Origin of the sequence: Lacticaseibacillus brantae DSM 23927, from assembly GCF_001436115.1 — a bacterium.
In the GTDB taxonomy this organism is placed as follows: Bacteria; Bacillota; Bacilli; order Lactobacillales; family Lactobacillaceae; genus Lacticaseibacillus; species Lacticaseibacillus brantae.
Map to the genome: position 1 here is coordinate 663187 of NZ_AYZQ01000001.1, position 18267 is coordinate 681453.

Here is an 18267-nt window from a genome sequence, read left to right on the forward strand (position 1 = left end):
TCGCTATTCGGCTAACAAGGCGGCACTCAATTTCTTGAGCTTCGTTGAGACCGTCCCATCAATAATTTGATTTTGGCTCATGATTTTAACCCCACCCAACACGGTTGGATCAACAATCTGTTGGAGTTGGGCCGTCTTGCCGCCAAATCGAGTTGCGATTGCTTGGCCGAGTGATTCGACCTGTGCGTCGCTTAACGTCACAGCAGTTGTGACGGTTGCATCAATGATTCCTTGTGCCGCTTTGAATCGGGCATTGTAGTCAGTGATTACTAATGGCAATGCACCGATACGGCCGTAATCAAACAGCATTTGAATTAAATTGCTGACAAGAGGACTCAAGGCTTGCTTCACATTGTCGAGCAGTTTCTGCTTGTCTTCTGGACTCACGTTCGCTGCTTCTAACACTTGAAGTAATTGCGGATTGTCCGCTAAAACAGATTGTACTTGGGCAAGTTCGTCAAAGGTTTGTTGTTCACCTTGTTGCGATTGGGCCACTTCAAAAGTGGAACGACCGTAACGTGGGGCGACATCGCGATTAGTGAGCGCCATTGGTATCACCCAACCCCTTGATGTAATCATCAATCAATTGTTGCTGATCACTTGCGTTTAATTCCTTGCCAATAATCTTCGTTGCAATTGCAACAGACAAATCAGCCACATCATTCTTAGCAGCATTCAATGCATCTTGCTTGGACTGTTCAATATCAGTCTGCGCATTCTGCTTTAAGGTCGCTACTTCCTGCTGGGCTTGGTCTAAAAGGGCTTGACGTTGCTTGTCCCCGTTAGCTTTGGCTGTATTAACAATTTGCACTGCTTCGGCTTGAGAATTTTGAAGTTCAGCCTGCCGTTGTGCAGCAAGATCTGCTGCTTGCTTTTTAGCGTTGTCAGCGTAATCCAAATCATTGGTAATCTTATCCTGCCGATCGGTCATCATCTTTGTTACCGGCTTAAATGCAAACTTCCCGACCAATACCATCAAAATGGCAAAGGTTATGATTAAGAAAAGCATATCACCAAGTGAAGCCATGGATTTCCACTTCCTTCCCTATAAGCTGTTGCGAATTAACGGTTCATTAAGATGAAAGCAACAACGATAGACAAGATTGGCACGGCTTCAATCAAACCAACACCGATAAACATGGTTGAGCGTAATTGACCAGAGAGTTCAGGTTGGCGAGCCATACCTTCAAGAGTCTTAGAGATAACGTGACCGTTACCATATGAAGCGGCAAGCGCGGCAAGACCGGCTGCGATAGATGCTGCGATGTATTGCATATTGTTTTCCTCCTATTATTCAGGTACTACCTTATGTGAAATGTAAACCATGCCAAGCGTGACGAAAACGTACGCCTGGATACTACCAATGAACACTGAGAACCCTTGCCATACCATTTCCATTAGGAAGCCAGCAATAAATGAAAGCCAGCCCATTGATCCTCCGGAAAAAGCTAAGCTACGGATTAGCAACAGTAATACTTCACCAGCAAAAATATTCCCGTATAAACGCATGGCCAAGGTCACAAAGTTTGTGAACTCTTCCAAAATGTTAATCGGGGCAAGAAAAGCCAGCGGCGACACAAATCCCTTCATGTATCCTTTGAAGCCGGTAAACACAACCGCAAAGTAATGCGAAAGCAATAAGACGGTCATGGCTAAGGTCATCGTGATAATCGGATCAGCAGTTGGCGAGCGGAACCAGGTTTTACCACCAGCATCAATTTGCAGGAACAAACCAATTTGGTTGTTAACGAAAACAAATAAGAACAAGACAAATGCTAACAAACCGAAACGGTTACCCTCTGGCCCAGGCATCGCCCCTTTAACAATCCCATTTGTAAAATCAATCATATACTCAAGGACGTTTTGCTTCTTACCAGGACGAATGGCTGGTTTTCTGGAAAGCCAGAAAACTAAGGCAAAGATGAGGATGGCAGAGACTAAAATCGCAATACAGTTTGCGAGATTAAACCGCAAGCCAAATAGTACAAGATAGGGATAACTTTCGTTCACAGAATTCACCTCCTTACCACAATTGGGTGCAAGGAAGTTGACAGCCACTGCTAAGTGCCCATCAACCTCGGCGCGCCTGCAATGCAAAGTTACGGATTGTCGGGAAAAACTCCTTCAAACACAATCAACACTCTACCACCATTCACGTAAAAAAACAAAGTTATTTGCAAGAATTCCAAGCGTTTACATGACTGTTTTCAAAATCATTTTCCCAAACAAATGTTATCTTTTTCCGACCTGAATCTGGCACAAAAAAAACGACGCCCGCCAATGGCAGTCGTCGTTACATAAATTATTTTGTACCAAAAAGGCGATCGCCCGCGTCACCGAGACCAGGAACGATGTACCCATCTTCATTTAAACGGTCGTCCAAAGCGGCAGAATAGATATCAACATCAGGATGAGCTTCTTGCACCGCCTTCACCCCTTCAGGTGCTGCAACCAAGACAACAAGACGCATTGATTGAGCGCCCCGCTTCTTCAAGGCATCAATGGCCATAATGGCAGAGCCACCAGTGGCAAGCATTGGGTCGACGATGAAAAGGTCACGCTGATCGATATCTGCTGGCATCTTGACGAAATATTCATGTGGCTTCAATGTCGTTTCGTCCCGATACATTCCAATGTGGCCAACCTTAGCGGCTGGAATTAATTCCAACACGCCATCAACCATGCCCAGACCAGCACGCAGAATCGGTACAACAGCCAACTTCTTACCGGCCAATTCCTTTTGGATAGTTTTTCCCATTGGGGTTTCGACTTCAACATCCTTCAAAGGCAGGTCACGAGTGATTTCATAAACCATTAATTCTGCGATTTCATTAGCGACTTCGCGGAACTCTTTTGTGCCTGCATTTTTGTCCCTAATTAAAGTTAACTTGTGCTGGATGAGCGGGTGATTCAAGACAGTAAATTTGCCCAATGTTATTTTCCTCCTAATTGCTTGGCTACCGAATTTTAATCTTATCTATGATAAGGGATGACGGGCGGTTAAAGCAAGCACTTCTTGCCTAATCTCATCAAGTTTGGCCTGATCATCGCGGTTCTGCAGGGTCAATGTAATCAGCTCGGCTACGCGCTTACTTTCAGTTTCGTCAAACCCTCGTGTCGTAATGGCTGCAGTCCCCACACGAATACCGCTGGTCTTAAATGGGCCATTCGTTTCACCCGGAATCTGATTCTTGTTGGTCGTAATCATGACCGTATCGAGCAGGTCCTGAACATCCCTGCCATTCAAGCCATATTGTGTCACGTCTAACAAGGCTAAATGATTATCTGAGCCTCCGGCGATCAACCGCAATTTAGGATCTTCCTTGAAGCCTTCAACCATGGCTTGCATATTCTTGACAATTTGGGCCGCGTAATCCTTGAAATCGGGCCGCAGTGCTTCACCAAAAGCCACCGCTTTAGCCGCAATCACGTGATCCAGTGGTCCGCCTTGGATACCTGGGAACAAAGCGGAGTTAATCGCTTTGCCGTATTCGTCCTTAGCCAGGATCAACCCGCCGCGGGGCCCGCGCAATGTTTTGTGCGTTGTTGACGTGACTACATCCGCATATGGCACGGGATTCTGGTGCACGCCACCGGCAACAAGTCCGGCAATATGAGCCATGTCGACCATCAGATAGGCGCCGACACTATCCGCAATTTCGCGGAAGCGGGCAAAGTCGATCAAGCGACTGTAAGCCGAAGCGCCGGCGACAATCATACGGGGCTTCACTTCTTGAGCAATCTCAGCAATCTTGTCATAGTCTAACTGCTCAGTCTTTGGATCAACCCCATAGTGATAGAAATGATATTCTTGGCCGGAGAAATTAACCGTGCTCCCGTGAGTCAAATGGCCACCATCGGTCAAATCCATTGCCAAGACCTTATCGCCATCATCCAAAAACGCACGATAAACAGCCATGTTGGCTTGTGAACCTGAATGCGGTTGAACGTTAGCAAATTCGGCCCCAAATAACTTTTTAGCGCGGTCAATGGCGAGGTTTTCAGAGATATCAATAAACTCATTCCCACCATAATAACGGTGCCCTGGATAACCCTCAGAATATTTATTCGTCAAAACAGACCCCTGCGCAGCGCGAACTGCTGGGCTGACAATATTTTCTGACGCAATCAATTCAATATTGTGCTGTTGTCGTTCTTCTTCGTGTTGAATCGCTAAGAATAATTCTGGATCCTGATCCATGAAATCATTCATGCCAATCCCTCCTTTGTCATTATCCCCAGTATAGCAAAACCGGTTACACACGCCCAGAATCAAAGCGAGCGCCACCGGCAGCTTTTAACAATCGATTCATATACGCGCTGCCCAGACCCACAGTCGGAAATACTTGGGCCAAGACGAATTGAACGTTTGGATGATTGTCAAAATAGCGCAGACCTGCGAATAGCGCTTGCGCCGCTGTCCTGACATCATGTCCCAGCGAGAATGTCGCCAACTCAGGCGGCAGCTGCGCTAAGATCTCATCCGTAGCTAATATCCCCACATGTTCGGTGCGCGATTGGTAGTCGCGTAATGCCGCAACGAAATCTGTCGGTGCCACCACGATGACCTGGGCATTGGGCGCATAATGCTTATACTTCATCCCTGGGGCTTTTGGCACTTCACTCGCGGCGACATGATGAGCTTCCGTTTGCACTGGTCCAATGATGGGTTCCAGCATCGCCGCGTCAATTGCCCCGGGCCGCAAAATCGCTGGCGGATTCACCGTCATATCAATGACTGTTGACTCAACCCCCACAGTAGTTGGCCCATCGTCTAACACACCAGCAATCTTGTCATTCAAATCATGTAAAACATGATCGGCCGTTGTTGGACTCGGCTTACCTGAAGTATTGGCAGATGGGCCGACCAATGGCACCCCTGCCGTTTCAATTAACCGGCGCGTTGCCGAATTATCTGGCAAACGAAAGGCCGCCGTCTGGAGACCACCGGTCACTTCAGGCGCGAGGGCGTGCGGTTTAATCGGCAAGATAATTGTCAGCGGCCCAGGCCAAAAAGCCTTCATCAATGTCGCCGCCTCTGGCGAGACTTCAGCATATTGAGCCACCATTTCCGGGTGCGCGACATGCACAATGAGCGGATTATCAGAAGGTCGGCCTTTAGCGGCATAGACCTTTTTCACGGCGTCTACATTTGTGGCATCCGCGCCTAAGCCATAGACAGTTTCAGTCGGAAAAGCCACCAGCTGCCCGCCTCGAATCGCGGCCGCGGCGGCGTCAATGTCTTGAATACTAAAACGCTTCGTCTCCATTAAACATTTCCTTTCTGTACCTGCAAACGCAGCATGCGCTGATGACCAGCCAGATCGCGGCGAAATGTCTGTGTGAATCCAGGCATTTGATCATCAAACAACGCGGCTAATGCCGGCCGTTGATGATAGCCGAACTCAAGGTAAATAGCGCCGTCCGGATTCAAATGAGCCATCGCCATCTGTGCGAAGTGCTCAAACACTGCTAGGCCATGATGGTCAGCAAAGAGGGCCATCTCAGGCTCAAACTTTTTAGTGCTTCGATCCATCACGTCTTCTTCAGCATGATCAATATATGGTAAGTTGGCGACAATAAAGTCGAACTTTGCATCACCCAGATTAGTAAAGAGATCACTTTGTACGAAGGTTGGCGCTAGGTTTAAAGCAGCCGCATTCGTTTTGGCAACCTCTAACGCTGCTGGCGACAAGTCCACTAACGTCATGGCCAAGTCAGGTAAATGCTGCATCAAGGTCAATCCAATGATGCCACTACCAGTTCCCATGTCTAAACCCGTTTTGGCGGCGGCTTGATCAGTCATCACCCAATCAACCAGTTCTTCAGTTTCAAACCGAGGAATCAAAACGTCAGGCGTCACAGTGAACCACTCCCCCAAAAAAGGCGCTTTACCCACAATATATTGGGCTGGTTCATCATTCAGCAGGCGTTGCACCGCCGCTGAAAAAGCCTGCCACTCCGCTTCAGTGATTGGATCGTCTTGATGCAGCCTACGTTGACTGGGCGTCCAATCTTTCTGCACCTCAAGGATGAAATTTGCATTGTCTACCTCTTGGCCAGCTGGCGACAATAATAAAGACGCCCAATTGAGCGCCTCTGCGTAAGTATTAGGCATTGAGTTGTTCTAACTTGGCGGTCTGATCGTGCAAAATCAGTGCGTCAATGACATCATCGAGTTCACCATTCATGATCCGGTCGAGCTTATTCAAGCTCAAACCAATCCGGTGATCCGTTACCCGGTTTTGCGGATAGTTGTAAGTCCGAATCCGTTCTGAGCGATCCCCAGTCCCAACGGCGGTCTTACGACTCTCAGCATATTCTTCGGCATTTTGACTTTCATAGAAGTCGTAAACCCGACTTTTCAGAATTTGCATCGCCTTTTCACGGTTCTGTTGTTGTGATCGTTGGTCTTGCATGGTCACCACAATCCCAGTTGGTAAGTGCGTCATCCGCACAGCTGAACTAGTCTTGTTAATATGCTGCCCACCAGCACCAGATGAGCGGTAAACATCGGTCCGAATGTCCTTGGCGTCAAGATCAATATCAACCTCATCATATTCAGGCATGACCACAACGGTCGCCGTTGAGGTATGCACTCGACCTTGGCTTTCCGTGGACGGAATCCGTTGCACCCGGTGAGCCCCAGATTCATATTTCAACTTAGAGAAGACGCTTTCCCCAGTAATCATGATGGCAACTTCTTTGTAACCACCAACTTCTGTTGGCGTTTCATCAACGATTTCAGTTGTCCACCCCTGGCGTTCAGCGTAGCGCATGTACATGTTCAACAAATCAGCGGCAAATAAACTCGCTTCATCCCCGCCTGCGGCCCCACGAATTTCCATGATGATATTCTTGTCATCGTTGGGATCTTTGGGCAGCATCAAGATCTTGATTTGTTCTTCGAGTTCATCCTTTTGTGGCCGTAGAGCATCTAAGTCTTCTTTAGCCAAGGCTTCCATTTCGGGATCATGGCTTTCACGTAAGACTTCATCGCTTTCTTGAATATCAGAAAGGACCTGCTTGTATTTGCGGTAAGCTGCAACCACTTCACGCAAGCTACCCTCTTCTTTTGATAATTCCATATAGCGCTTAGTATCGTTAATTACTTCAGGATCAGACATCAATTCTTGAAGTTCATCATAGCGATCCAACACGCTGTCTAATTGTCCAAATATTTTATCCACAGTACCCTCCTAGGCATTCAATGGGGGATTAAAGTAATGATTCCGACAAACAGGGTAATAAGATTCATTCCCGCCAATCAGAATTTGGTCCCCAGTGTAGACTGCATGGCCATCATTGACCCGCAGATTCATAATCGCTTTTTTGGCGCAGAACCAGCAAATCGTCTTCATTTCTTCGATTTTGTCTGCGTATAGTAACAAGTATTTCGAGCCTTCAAATAGCTCATTGCGAAAATCATTTTTTAAGCCAAAAGTCATGACAGGAATCTTGAGTTCGTCAACCACTTTGGCAGCTTCAATCACGTGATGTTGTTGTAAGAATTGCGCTTCATCGATGAGCACACAAGCCAAATCTGATTCAGCCGCAATAATGTCATACAAATTCGTGTCATCATGAATCGGAGTGGCATCGCGTTCTAAGCCAATACGACTGGCCACGCGGCCCAATCCGGAGCGACTATCGACAGCGCTGGTCATGATGAGCACTTTTTTATTTTGTTCTTCGTAATTATGGGCTACCTTGAGAATTTCAATGGTTTTACCACTGTTCATGGCGCCGTAACGAAAGAAAAGTTGTGCCATTGCTGAACCTCCCGTGATTTCACTGGTACTAGTATACCCAAAAAAGAGCCAAAATCATAGATTGACCCAGCAATCAAAGTTTAAAAAATCGCAATGCCTAATCGAACCCGTTCGCCAACAGCGTCGAATATGCTATGATGTTGCTATCTGACATTAACTTAGTTGATGCAACTACGCGTGAGAGGAAGATTAATTACGGCAACTAAACATTCCGCCAAAGCAGAAACTGCCGCGCTTGCAGGGCGCGGTGCTTATTGGTTCTTACATACTTTTCTCAAGGGTGGCTCTTCACTACCCGGCAAAATTGCCAGTCGCATCGATCCCGATGTCTTGAGTCAACTTGGTCAAGATTATGATGTCATCGTTGTGACCGGGACGAACGGGAAAACCCTCACGACAAATTTGGTCGTGAAAGTCTTACGGCAAAAGTACGACGAAATCCTCACCAATCCAACCGGGTCAAATATGATGCAAGGGATCATCACGGCCTTCTTGGCGCAACCTAAGAAAGGCCACGGCCGCGGTATTGCCGTTCTTGAAGTCGATGAAGCTAATGTGGCTCCGGTTGCGAAATACCTACATCCTAAGGCATTTGTTCTCACCAACATTTTCCGTGATCAAATGGATCGCTACGGTGAATTCTATACAACTTACCAGAAAATTCTCGATGGCATTGCATTAGCCCCTGACGCTTTAGTCATTGCCAACGGAGATGCCCCAATTTTTTCATCTCGAGAGTTAGTCAATCCAAAGGCATATTTTGGGTTTCAAAGCGAAGGTACTGACGATTTAGTGGCCCCACCCAATACTGATGGGGTGCTCTGTCCCGTCTGCAATCACATCTTGCACTATCATTTGATTACCTATAGTAATCTCGGCGACTTCTTCTGCCCGAATTGTGGTTTCTCGCGTCCTGAGCTCACTAATACTGTGACGAACGTTGAAGAAATGCTCCCCACTAGTTCCAAGTTCACTATTGATGGTCAAGCGTTCAGCCTTCAAATTGGGGGCTTGTACAACATCTATAACGCCTTAGCTGCTTATGCTGTCGGCGCAGCTTTTGATGTCAGCCCGACACAAATGGCTGAAGCCCTCACCTATGATGAGAAAGTCTTTGGACGCCAAGAGGTTGTTCAAGTCGGCGACAAAGCTGTCACCTTGATTCTGGTGAAGAATCCCGTCGGCCTCAATCAAGTACTCGATATGATTCAAAATGAAACCGAGCCTTTTGCTTTTGGCACCTTACTAAATGCGAACTACGCCGACGGTATCGATACCAGTTGGATTTGGGATGGCAACTTTGAAGAGTTGGTTCAAAGCCATAAAGCCAGCAGTTACCTCGTTGGTGGCGAGCGCTATCAAGACATTGCTTATCGTTTGAAGGTTGCGGGTGTCCCTGACGATCAATTGCAAGTTCAGCCTGATTTGGGCAAAGTCATTGACGCCCTGCCACAATTTAAAGAGAAGAAAGTCTACCTTCTTGCCACCTATACGGCAATTTTGCAGTTACGCAAAAAACTCGCTGAAGGCGGGTATCTCAAAGCTGGATTTTAAAAAAACTGTGACCATCTCAACGATGGTCACAGTTTTTTTATGCCTCATTACCGGGTGTTGACACAATCATTTCAAGATTGCCACTAAATTTCCATTCCGTGATCTGATTAGGAATGATGAAGTCCATGCCGCGCTTGATGGGGGAACTTCCCCCATCAGCAACGAAGGTACCTTCACCATTCAAGACTGACACCAGGGTGTACGGTGCTTGGGCAGTTTGGTTCAAGTTACCAGCTAACACAATCCGATAGACTGCAAAAAATGGTGACATCGGCGGCTGCACGAAAGTCGTAATCGTCGCATCTTGAACCTTGGCTGTTTGAATATTGAGCTTTGGATCAACATGCGGGACCGTGGTCACATCAATTGATTGTTGCAAATGCAATTCTCGCTTATGCCCGGCTTTGTCAGTGCGGTCGTAGTCATACAATCGATAAGTGGTGTCTGAACTTTGTTGCGTTTCTAGAACCATAATGCCCTTATTCAACGCATGGATGGTGCCACTTGGAACATAGAAGAAGTCCCCAGTCTTTACCGGGACCTTGCGCAGTAAGTCATCCCACTGACCAGCTTTAATCATCGCTTCAAGTTCAGCGCGCGTTTTGGCGTGATGCCCATAAATCAAATAAGCGCCAGGTTCAGCGGAAATGACATACCAACTTTCAGTTTTGCCAAGCTCACCTGGAGCCTCATGAGCTGCCGCATAAGTATCATCAGGATGAACTTGCACTGACAAACTATCCTCGGCGTCTAGAATCTTCGTTAACAACGGGAAGACCTTGCCCGGTTGATGGCCAAAATAGTCTTGATCATCGCGCCAGGCTTGGGCCAACGTTTTGCCGGCGAGTGGCCCATTTTCGATGGTGCTTGGCCCATGAGGATGCGCAGAAATAGCCCACAATTCCCCAATGTCGCCATCGGGCAAGTCATAGCCAAACTCTGTTTCGAGTTTGCGGCCACCCCAAATCTTTGGTTGGAATACTGGTTTCAAAAATAATGGTTCTGTCATACTTTGCCCCCTAGACCTTTTTCTTTAGTCTAGCACATTAGTGAGCGTTTTCTAAGACCGTTTTCACAATCTCATCTCGTCGGGGTAAGAAGTCGGCATTAACAGTTGGATGAACCCGATTGGTTAACACAATGAGTGCCTGTTGCGTCTGGGGCTGAATGAGCCAGAACGTCCCCGTGTAACCCGTATGGTAGAACCAATTGCGGTTGTGTGCATCGCCTCGTAAGTCCCAGCCTAGTGCTCGGCCTAATCCAGCCGTCGCGTCCGTGGGCGATTGCCGATAAAAGCTTGGCCAAACCGAATTTTGCCGTTGCCCAAAGATATATTGCGTGAAGATTATCAAATCATTTAGTGAAGCAAAAAGTCCCGCCGCCCCACTGTGGACACCCAGAATGGCACTTTTAGGGTCATGCACTCGGCCTTTGAGTAAGCCTCGTTCTTGTGAAAAAGTCGTGGGCACACTGTGATCAGGCTGTGGTGTGAAGGTGGCCGTGGGCAGTCCCAAAGGCCGCAACACTTGGTCGGTAATCAATGTCTGAATTGGCGACCCAACAATACGTTCCAATGCCCAACCCACTAGTAATAGGTTCACATCCCGATAAACAACCTGGTGATTGGCTGCAGTGGTTGGATGCAATTGCGTCAGCAGTGCTTGCCGTAAATCGGGGGCTGATAGTTGATCACGATGAGGGATGTATCCTTCAAGACCAGACGTGTGTGTCAGGGCTTGTCTAAAGGTCGTTGGCGCATCAAATCCTGGCAGGTATTGGCGGATTTCATCATCGACCGCCACGCTACCAACATCTACTTGTTGCAAGAAAACAGTCAAGGTTCCTAAGACTTTCGTCAAAGACGCGATATCATAGAGCATCCCCGGCCGCAATGGCGCCGGTTGGGGCAACCATTGTGCTTCACCGAGGACCTCTTCGTAGACAGATTGGCCAGAGAGCCAAGCATAGCTAATACCAGGCACGATGCGATCAGCCAGGAGCGCAGCCATAAGTTTCTTCACTTGCATTAAATTCACCTCATTACCATTGTCGCACAAAAAAAGCGCTCACTTGAGCGCTTTTTAAGGTTATGCCACACTAAACCACAGTGTGAGATTGCTTGGACCTGCAATCCGTAAATAGTGATGATCTGGATTGTAATCATAATCCGTCGTCTCTGTCGCCTTCAGATTAGCCATCAAATCTTCCAGTGGCTTCTCACTTGGCAGCAACAAGTTCACGTAATCTAAACCCAACGTTTGTTCGCCAGCTTGACCACTTGTCGTTGACGCCACGAGTTCAATCCCAATATGATGATGTGAGTCACCAGTGGTCAAGAAGGCCTCTTTTTCAGTAGAGCTGGCCTTTTCAGCAAAACCAAGAACTTTCACCAAATAATCGGCCGATGCATTGATGTCATTGACCTTTAAAGCAATATGGCCGATGGTCGTACCAGACGGCAATCCAGCATAATCATCGTCGTGTTGTTGACTCAATTGCGCGTCCGTTGCTGGCTGCTTGGTATCATCTTCCCAGTCAAAGTCACTAACAGATTGATATTGTTCAATTGCTTTATCAATAATCAGTTCAATTGCATTTCCTTCAGGGTCAGCCACAGTAAATCCCTCAGTATAGCCAGTGATGAAACGGTCCGTGATATCTGTGCTGCTCTTGGCTTGCTGGTAGGCACTCCCTAAAGAAGCTGAGTTAGGCAGTAACAGTGCAAAGTGATCAAGCCCACTCAACCCAGTAGATGATTCACCGCTATTCAATTGGGTAAGCAGCACCAAAACTCGCTGATTCAAACGCGTCCCAAGGAACACTTGCTTGCTTGTCTCTTCAAGGACCACCAGGCCTAATGTTTCTTGATACCACCTGGTCATTTCATGTAAATTATTGACTTTTAACGCAACGAAACCGATTTGGGTCTCTTCAGCTAACTGGAATTCTGCCATGTTATTCTGTCCCCTCAATTTATGTTCTACTTATAATTTAGCGATTTTATCCACAAAAAGCCAGTCTCAAGCTTGCGAGCTGGCTTCACTTTGTATAACCTTGAACAAGGAGGCGATACAATGCACATACTTGGCATTTTCGGCGGTCAAGCGGCTGACGGGGCAACAATGACCCTGATGAAGACTGTTTTGGCAGCCGTCCCAGAACCAAATACCACCGAAATCATTGATCTCAACGACTGGCAATTACGCCCACAGGGTCGAGAATTAGACGCACTTGAGGCCAAATTGGCCGCAGCGGATGTGTGGGTATTGGCCAGCCCGACTTACTTCTCGACAATTGCTGGCCAAATGAAGCAGTTTTTGGATGTTATGCGCCCGCGATTGGTCCGAATGACTCAGGCTGGTGATACCTTACCAGGTCAATACAAAGACAAGCATTACTTGAGTATTTCGAGCTGTTTTGCCAGCGGACTTGAGAATACATTCACCCATCAGACTGATCAAACCTTTCGTACCCTCGACAAGGCCATGACTGCAGCTGGGTTACATAAAATCACCGAACTTGTGCTGCCAAACACTTGGGCTAACCACACAGACATCCCCACAACCAAATTAGCTCAGGCCCAGCGAATTGGGGGCAAGCTTGGCACAAAAACCCGAAAGGATGACGAAACCTTGAAACGTTACCTGCTCTTATTCATGATGATTGCTGTGATGGCGCTAGCCACCATGGGCATCCAACTTGTCTTACCCGTTCTGACTAGCAACTTCTGGTGGCGATACATCAGCTTTGTCTTGATTTTCTTTGTTCTACTGGCTTGCCTGTTGCACTATTTCACTTTTGTTCGGCATAAACGGCGCTAAAAAGAAGGTTCAACCTGTGTAGGTTGAACCTTCTTTTTAGTTTTGGCGCTTTCGATGCCTCAAGGCATGAGCGGATAGGCCCACCACCAGTAAGGTTTCCAGGCCAATAACCAACAGCCAGAAACTTTGGCTATCTCCTAGACCAGGAATCAAGCCCACGTGTTTGCTGTTGTTTCCGCCAGCAGAATTCGTGGGCCCACCAGGATTAGTCCCCGGTCCGCTTCCAGTTGACTCGTCTTCATCGTCGACCAGTCGCACCCGGCCATTTGAAGTCTCAGCCGACACAGAAGTAACCGTCGCCCCGACAGTGAAGATGACCACTAACAACAGCGCAAGCTTTTTGATGAGGGTCAACCTATCACCTCCTGGGCGATTTCACCGACTGGCGCGTCATACAAAGTCCAGTTCAGGGTCGCGATGTACGTGCCCTCGTGAATTTCCTCGTTTTGTTGCGGAATAATAATCGAATTACTATGATCACGCGAGTCAAGGCTTATCATTCCGGCTCCGCCTTCGTTGGCAGCATATACCTTGTTCCAAACTGTTGCTGGAGTATCGCTGATCATCAGGGGGTCCGAACCGTCAGTAAAATCGACCCATAATTCAACGTCTTGTAGTGGCACACCGTGAATTGTACATTTGAAATTTCTGAGTGAGACGTTTACATGAAAACCTTGCGCCTCCGTTGAGCGATTGTCCTGCACTGTAAGTTGACCTTCGGAGCCCCCTGCCCGTGAGGCTGAAGAAACTGGGATTGGATCAAGGGCCCGGTCAAGCGAGACATCTTCAAATTCTAAATCAGGCACTTCCAGTAATCGGAGTCCGCCGGTATTATCAATGTTGATTTCGCCTAAAGTACTGACGGCGGACACAGTTGGTGAGCCCAAGCTCGCAATCAAAAGAACTGCCATGATTTTTGCAAAGTGCTTCATGTCTTGTCCTCCCTTCATCGCCGCTTACGACGACCGAGATAGAAGGCCAGCCCAGCAATTACTGCCAACAACACGACCGCACCGCCGATATACAGCCAGGTATAGTCGGTCGTCTCAATTCCGGCCTTTTTGTTTAACTCACGGGCGGTTTCTGCTTTGATCGTGAAACCCTTAGTCAGTGTCCAGGTTTTCTTGCCAGACTTAGCCACCAGATTTAACGTGTAATCGCCAGCCTGATACGCCTTATCCTTCATCAGGATGCTGTAGTCAAAATTTGAATTTGGCGCCATTTCTAAATTTTTACGCGTTGACTGATACAACACATCGCTGCTGCCCGACTTGGTCACCTTAGCCGTGATTGTCATCTGTCCAAAGTGTACTGGGACAACATTGCGGACATTAGCTTTAATCGCTGTCTGTGAGTTATGTAACGCAGCTTCAACAGTTCCCAACTTGAGTTCAGGTGATTGCGTGGTTGTGTTTTCTCTGAGCTGAATCCCAATCACCATGGCAAACTGATTTTGAATCGACATGCCACTTTTAGCCGTGCTCTCTTCTTCTTCAGGCGTGACATAGAAGCCACCCAAGACCGAGCCGTCAATCCCAGATTTAGGGACGGTCAGCGTGAAAGTGACTGTCTTGCTCTCGCCCGCTGCCACAGACACGGTCTGGGCTTTGGACATCAGTTTACTCAAGGTTGTTTTAGCCGATCGATCGGGGATGTAATTCTCGCGACTATATTCAATAACGCCGTTGTCGTTCGTAAATGCGGTATTGGGTGCGACCCGAAACTTACGCGTCTTGTTACCGGCGTTCTCCACCACAACACTCAGTTTCTGAGTCGTCCCTGGCTTCACCAGCAAGTCGTAATAGGAAGCCTTTTTGTCAATTTGATTCTCAGGAATCTGCGATTTAATCGTGAAATCAGCGCCCGCGGCTGCCAAATGTTGTGGTTGGCCCACCCAGATACCGACGATTAAAACGAGAAACCACCACCATTTTTTATACACGTTAGCGCCTACCTTTCAGGATGTGGGAGATTATTGGGCTGGCTCACCTGCAGGTGCATCTTTCAAATTCCACGTAATCCGAGCTTGAAATGGCTTGTCAGTATCTTTTACGTTAATCTTCAAATTGTCTGCGTTATTTCCGGAAATAGTAGCATTCGAAGTGGTCGGCTTAATCTTGATTGTTTTCTTTTCGCGGCCACCGGTTACGATATTTTTCGCGCTACCGCCTGGTATTAATTTCAAAGGGGCATCACCTTGGTCAGTGTACAGATTAAGACTTTCCACTTTAAGTGTTGTACTGTCATTGATAAAATCTGTCATTTCGACGGACAAGGACCAGTTCTGAACTTCGGTATTATTTTTTATAACAATCTCATCAGCCACATCAGAATTACCTTCAACATCGGTGTGGTATCCCTCATTGTTAACTGTGAAGCTTTCTAGTGCTAATGTTTGATCTTCACCATCCTGCAGTTTATCCAAGTTAGCCGAGGCGAACTTTAGATAAGGGGCTTTTTGGACAGTAAAGCTATTACTTTCCACGATTCCAATTTCTCCAAGCGTGTTCAATGTGTCTGACCGCTCTGCGTTGACAACAGGTGCAGCAAATGCAGCAGTACTCCATAAAATTCCAGCTAAAACGGTAAGACGGCTAAATTTTGGGTTAAACATATTTGTTCCTCCTAATCGTTTGGTCGTTTTTTTGTCACAATGAGGGATTACGCTGCGTTTTTGCTGCCATCACCCCCTATATTCAAGAGCGTCCATCTGATTCCCGTCTGATATGTACCGGATTCAATGCCTTCGGGCACGTCAATTTTGAAATTCAAAGAAATTGTGTATTCCTCGTTGTTGTTTTCCGGTTTCACATGGTCCATTTGTACTTCGCGACAGGTTTTATTATCCATGTAGTACTGCGTCGTCTGGCCTTTCACAAAGCGGAAATTCTTGTCAATTGTGAAGATCGGATCTGGTTGCGAATCATTTGAATTATCAGTACCGGTCAAGGTGGAGGTGAGACTGAAGTTGACCCCCAAACTATTGCCGACCTTGAGTTTGACGTTTTCTGCTAAAATATTCTGCTCACCCGCGTCCCGAAGACCAAAGTTCACATCTGGAACACCCACTTTCAGAGTTCCTGGGCTAAGCGTTAACCACGCTGTGGTAAGTGCCTTATCTGGTTTTATCGGTTCGGACTCGCCAAGAGCGAATCGAATCTTCTGATTGGGCAGTGAGTATGTGAATTGTTTCGAGCTAGTCGCCACTGTGCCTACTTCATTGGCCGGTTGTCGAATCTTAATAGGTAAAACTTCTTGATCTGTCAAACCGGTGGAATTCGCGCCTTCAACTACTGTCCACCGGGCATTCTCGTCACCGAGCTGGTACCAAAGTTTGCGGCCCTTTTTATCCTTCCATTGGAGATCAAATGACACCTTCTGCCCATATTTGATTTCGTCTATTCCGCTTGCTGTTGTCGTAAAATCAACAGGAGATGCGTTTTGTTGCTCAATCTCAGCAGTTGCCACCAGAAAATCATTTTCTTCCTCTGGTTTGGGAACTTCTGGCTGTTCAGGATTTGGATCCGCAGTGTAATCAAAGCTTCCCGAGTTTATGTAAATATTCTTAGCCGCAATTTTAGGAAAATACTGACCATTATCGACCCTAACGTCTGCCCTGGGTGCGATAGTTTGACCAATAGCAGACCCATTGTTGTACCCGACACTGCCAGTGAAATCGTGATAATTTAAAACAAAGCGACTAGCTATCTCTTGGTTTTTACCATTTTCACCCGGAAGAAGATGGCTTTCTCTATCATTCACTCTAATTTGAATTCTATTGAGGTACGACGTATTGGCGTTTATAAAATTCACAATGACTCGTGGTAAATTTTTAAAATCGTCCCAAGAAGAAACATTCGTAAATGTCAAATCAAACGTTCGATTATTCGCCGCTGCAATGCCACTAAGATCCATATCTAGATATAAGATGGTATTCTCGGTCAACTTTCTATTAGCCAAGTCTATATTGACATGACCACTTTCTGGAGAAACTTCTTTCACATATTCCACTCGATAGTTTGCGGCTATCGCCTGATGATCCGCATAATATGCTGATACTATAGCCAACTTATCTTCAAGCCCAATTTCTGAATAATTATCTGTCGGTTGCACTCCGAATGCTGCAAAATTGGGTGTAACTGCGAGATTGTCGATTCGTGTGTATTCATTGGAATCTTTTGGGTTTGCAACCTCAGCTGTGGTCACTCCAGGACTTGTTATCAATTTAGCTCCCTGGGCTAGGGTGTACTGTGCCTCGTATTCTCCGGTGCCCTGTTGATATTGACTACCAAGCACCAGGGCCTTAGAAAAATTTATTCCCGTCCACATTCGGGCTGTAAAGCGGTCTGCGGCCACCTGCGGGATGTTAAAGTGCTGATGCATATCAATCTGCCCTGCCGCCATCCACTGAAATCCTGTCGCAATCCCAAATGGATACTGTGTCCCTAACCCAATTGCGGGCGCAGCAGTTGGTGCCACGGCATCGGCTTCAGGTGTTGTGCCTTCAATACCCGCTGACAGATCAGCGGCCTTCAAGGTCACGAAGTCACTGACCATTTCTAGTTGACCATCAAACTTTGCCGTCAAGCCCAAGGTATAGTTTGCCTGTGCGGCTAAAATTGCTGAGTTGATTTTGATGGCATACTGCCCAGCCGCTTCAGGCAAGCTGAAATCAAAGGCCGTCTCAGAATCACTGGCTTGTGTTGTCTTCTCTGGGACAATGTCTGAATCGGCAGCCACGGTTGGCTGGGCCAAGTTAGGGTCGGCATTCTGGAGTGTCAGCGTCATGGCCTGCTTGCCTTCCGTTTCTGGTTTGGTCACGACGAACTGCCAGGCAATGTTTTCACCGCTGGTCAGTTGATAGTCACTACTCACCCGATAGTCGTCTTGATTAAAAATTGTCTGCGCGCGCCCGGTTGCGCCTCCAGCCGCATGGACGGGTAGAATTCCTGGTAGTACCAACAAAATAATGAGGAAAAATCGTTTCATCGCTGTCGCAATCATTGGGTTCCTCCTGCCTTTATTTATTTCATTTTTTATAATATCAAAACGAAAAACGTATAGGAATCATAACAATTATTATTAAATTAAATTAATCACAAACTCTTGTGGCGCTTAGG

20 protein-coding genes are annotated in these 18267 nt (G+C 47.0%); 2 read left to right on the forward strand and 18 right to left on the reverse strand.

Annotation, left to right across the window (positions count from 1 at the left end; translation table 11 throughout):
- Positions 1 to 3: 3 nt before the first annotated feature.
- From atpH to FC34_RS03325, 10 genes are all read right to left on the reverse strand, one after another.
- Positions 4 to 549, reverse strand: a complete 546-nt coding sequence (gene atpH / locus FC34_RS03280; protein WP_057893950.1) for an ATP synthase F1 subunit delta — start codon at positions 547 to 549, stop codon at positions 4 to 6.
- Complete coding sequence (atpF, locus tag FC34_RS03285; protein ID WP_057893951.1) at positions 536 to 1027, reverse strand: F0F1 ATP synthase subunit B; 492 nt, start codon at positions 1025 to 1027, stop codon at positions 536 to 538. Before atpF ends, atpH begins: the two co-directional genes overlap by 14 nt.
- A gap of 35 nt (positions 1028 to 1062) precedes the next feature.
- Entirely contained in the window at positions 1063 to 1275 is a 213-nt protein-coding gene (gene atpE / locus FC34_RS03290; RefSeq protein ID WP_057893952.1) for a F0F1 ATP synthase subunit C, read from the reverse strand.
- Positions 1276 to 1290: 15 nt separating this feature from the next.
- Positions 1291 to 2010 (reverse strand): F0F1 ATP synthase subunit A, encoded by a 720-nt coding sequence (gene atpB, locus FC34_RS03295; protein ID WP_057893953.1) that lies wholly within the window; start codon positions 2008 to 2010, stop codon positions 1291 to 1293.
- Positions 2011 to 2302: 292 nt separating this feature from the next.
- Complete coding sequence (gene upp, locus FC34_RS03300) at positions 2303 to 2932, reverse strand: uracil phosphoribosyltransferase (protein WP_057893954.1); 630 nt, start codon at positions 2930 to 2932, stop codon at positions 2303 to 2305.
- A 45-nt stretch (positions 2933 to 2977) separates the two neighbouring features.
- Positions 2978 to 4213 carry a serine hydroxymethyltransferase gene (gene glyA, locus FC34_RS03305; protein WP_057893955.1) on the reverse strand — a complete coding sequence of 412 codons (1236 nt, stop codon included), beginning with the start codon at positions 4211 to 4213 and terminating at the stop codon, positions 2978 to 2980.
- A 43-nt stretch (positions 4214 to 4256) separates the two neighbouring features.
- The gene (locus FC34_RS03310) at positions 4257 to 5270 is read right to left on the reverse strand and encodes an L-threonylcarbamoyladenylate synthase (protein WP_057893956.1); all 1014 of its coding nucleotides are present in this window, start codon (positions 5268 to 5270) and stop codon (positions 4257 to 4259) included.
- Positions 5270 to 6118 (reverse strand): peptide chain release factor N(5)-glutamine methyltransferase, encoded by an 849-nt coding sequence (gene prmC, locus FC34_RS03315; RefSeq protein WP_057893957.1) that lies wholly within the window; start codon positions 6116 to 6118, stop codon positions 5270 to 5272. Before prmC ends, FC34_RS03310 begins: the two co-directional genes overlap by 1 nt.
- Positions 6111 to 7190, reverse strand: a complete 1080-nt coding sequence (gene prfA, locus FC34_RS03320; RefSeq protein WP_057893958.1) for a peptide chain release factor 1 — start codon at positions 7188 to 7190, stop codon at positions 6111 to 6113. Before prfA ends, prmC begins: the two co-directional genes overlap by 8 nt.
- A 9-nt stretch (positions 7191 to 7199) precedes the next feature.
- Positions 7200 to 7772: a thymidine kinase gene (locus FC34_RS03325; RefSeq protein WP_057893959.1), complete on the reverse strand. Its 573-nt coding sequence runs from the start codon at positions 7770 to 7772 to the stop codon at positions 7200 to 7202.
- Positions 7773 to 7949: 177 nt separating this feature from the next.
- On the opposite strand from FC34_RS03325, the gene FC34_RS03330 reads away from it, so the two are divergent.
- Complete coding sequence (locus FC34_RS03330; RefSeq protein WP_420805032.1) at positions 7950 to 9326, forward strand: Mur ligase family protein; 1377 nt, start codon at positions 7950 to 7952, stop codon at positions 9324 to 9326.
- Between the two features lie 37 nt (positions 9327 to 9363).
- On the opposite strand, the gene manA is transcribed toward FC34_RS03330, so the two are convergent.
- The 3 genes from manA to FC34_RS03345 are packed head-to-tail and all read right to left on the reverse strand — an operon-like array spanning position 9364 to position 12280.
- Positions 9364 to 10335 (reverse strand): mannose-6-phosphate isomerase, class I, encoded by a 972-nt coding sequence (gene manA / locus FC34_RS03335; protein WP_057893961.1) that lies wholly within the window; start codon positions 10333 to 10335, stop codon positions 9364 to 9366.
- A gap of 37 nt (positions 10336 to 10372) precedes the next feature.
- Positions 10373 to 11353, reverse strand: coding sequence for a serine hydrolase domain-containing protein (locus FC34_RS03340; RefSeq protein ID WP_057893962.1), 981 nt, complete (start codon positions 11351 to 11353; stop codon positions 10373 to 10375).
- A 60-nt stretch (positions 11354 to 11413) separates the two neighbouring features.
- Complete coding sequence (locus FC34_RS03345) at positions 11414 to 12280, reverse strand: VOC family protein (protein ID WP_057893963.1); 867 nt, start codon at positions 12278 to 12280, stop codon at positions 11414 to 11416.
- Between the two features lie 120 nt (positions 12281 to 12400).
- On the opposite strand from FC34_RS03345, the gene FC34_RS03350 reads away from it, so the two are divergent.
- Positions 12401 to 13147, forward strand: a complete 747-nt coding sequence (locus FC34_RS03350; protein ID WP_057893964.1) for a flavodoxin family protein — start codon at positions 12401 to 12403, stop codon at positions 13145 to 13147.
- A 36-nt stretch (positions 13148 to 13183) separates the two neighbouring features.
- Here the strand turns inward: FC34_RS03350 and FC34_RS03355 are convergent, their stop codons facing one another.
- Genes FC34_RS03355 through FC34_RS03375 form a run of 5 tightly spaced genes read right to left on the reverse strand, consistent with a single transcriptional unit; the run spans position 13184 to position 18022 of the window.
- Positions 13184 to 13501 carry a hypothetical protein gene (locus FC34_RS03355; protein ID WP_057893965.1) on the reverse strand — a complete coding sequence of 106 codons (318 nt, stop codon included), beginning with the start codon at positions 13499 to 13501 and terminating at the stop codon, positions 13184 to 13186.
- Positions 13498 to 14079 carry a WxL domain-containing protein gene (locus FC34_RS03360; protein WP_057893966.1) on the reverse strand — a complete coding sequence of 194 codons (582 nt, stop codon included), beginning with the start codon at positions 14077 to 14079 and terminating at the stop codon, positions 13498 to 13500. The genes FC34_RS03355 and FC34_RS03360 overlap by 4 nt, the downstream gene beginning before the upstream one ends.
- A 14-nt stretch (positions 14080 to 14093) precedes the next feature.
- On the reverse strand, positions 14094 to 15089 hold the full coding sequence (locus FC34_RS03365; protein WP_057893967.1) for a WxLIP family cell surface protein: 996 nt from the start codon (positions 15087 to 15089) through the stop codon (positions 14094 to 14096).
- A 30-nt stretch (positions 15090 to 15119) separates the two neighbouring features.
- A complete protein-coding gene (locus tag FC34_RS03370) occupies positions 15120 to 15761 on the reverse strand; it encodes a hypothetical protein (protein ID WP_057893968.1) in 642 nt (213 codons plus the stop codon).
- A gap of 47 nt (positions 15762 to 15808) precedes the next feature.
- A complete protein-coding gene (locus FC34_RS03375; RefSeq protein WP_157052210.1) occupies positions 15809 to 18022 on the reverse strand; it encodes a hypothetical protein in 2214 nt (737 codons plus the stop codon).
- Positions 18023 to 18267 lie beyond the last annotated feature (245 nt).

What these genes read in the sequence shown, in the direction of transcription:
- atpH (WP_057893950.1), bottom strand. Translation starts at nt 549, where the DNA reads ATGGCGCTCACTAATCGCGATGTCGCCCCACGTTACGGTCGTTCCACT.
- FC34_RS03370 (WP_057893968.1), bottom strand. Translation starts at nt 15,761, where the DNA reads ATGTTTAACCCAAAATTTAGCCGTCTTACCGTTTTAGCTGGAATTTTA.
- FC34_RS03340 (WP_057893962.1), bottom strand. Translation starts at nt 11,353, where the DNA reads ATGCAAGTGAAGAAACTTATGGCTGCGCTCCTGGCTGATCGCATCGTG.
- FC34_RS03360 (WP_057893966.1), bottom strand. Translation starts at nt 14,079, where the DNA reads ATGAAGCACTTTGCAAAAATCATGGCAGTTCTTTTGATTGCGAGCTTG.
- FC34_RS03310 (WP_057893956.1), bottom strand. Translation starts at nt 5,270, where the DNA reads ATGGAGACGAAGCGTTTTAGTATTCAAGACATTGACGCCGCCGCGGCC.
- FC34_RS03345 (WP_057893963.1), bottom strand. Translation starts at nt 12,280, where the DNA reads ATGGCAGAATTCCAGTTAGCTGAAGAGACCCAAATCGGTTTCGTTGCG.
- prmC (WP_057893957.1), bottom strand. Translation starts at nt 6,118, where the DNA reads ATGCCTAATACTTACGCAGAGGCGCTCAATTGGGCGTCTTTATTATTG.
- atpF (WP_057893951.1), bottom strand. Translation starts at nt 1,027, where the DNA reads ATGGCTTCACTTGGTGATATGCTTTTCTTAATCATAACCTTTGCCATT.
- manA (WP_057893961.1), bottom strand. Translation starts at nt 10,335, where the DNA reads ATGACAGAACCATTATTTTTGAAACCAGTATTCCAACCAAAGATTTGG.
- atpE (WP_057893952.1), bottom strand. Translation starts at nt 1,275, where the DNA reads ATGCAATACATCGCAGCATCTATCGCAGCCGGTCTTGCCGCGCTTGCC.
- FC34_RS03325 (WP_057893959.1), bottom strand. Translation starts at nt 7,772, where the DNA reads ATGGCACAACTTTTCTTTCGTTACGGCGCCATGAACAGTGGTAAAACC.
- glyA (WP_057893955.1), bottom strand. Translation starts at nt 4,213, where the DNA reads ATGAATGATTTCATGGATCAGGATCCAGAATTATTCTTAGCGATTCAA.
- FC34_RS03350 (WP_057893964.1), top strand. Translation starts at nt 12,401, where the DNA reads ATGCACATACTTGGCATTTTCGGCGGTCAAGCGGCTGACGGGGCAACA.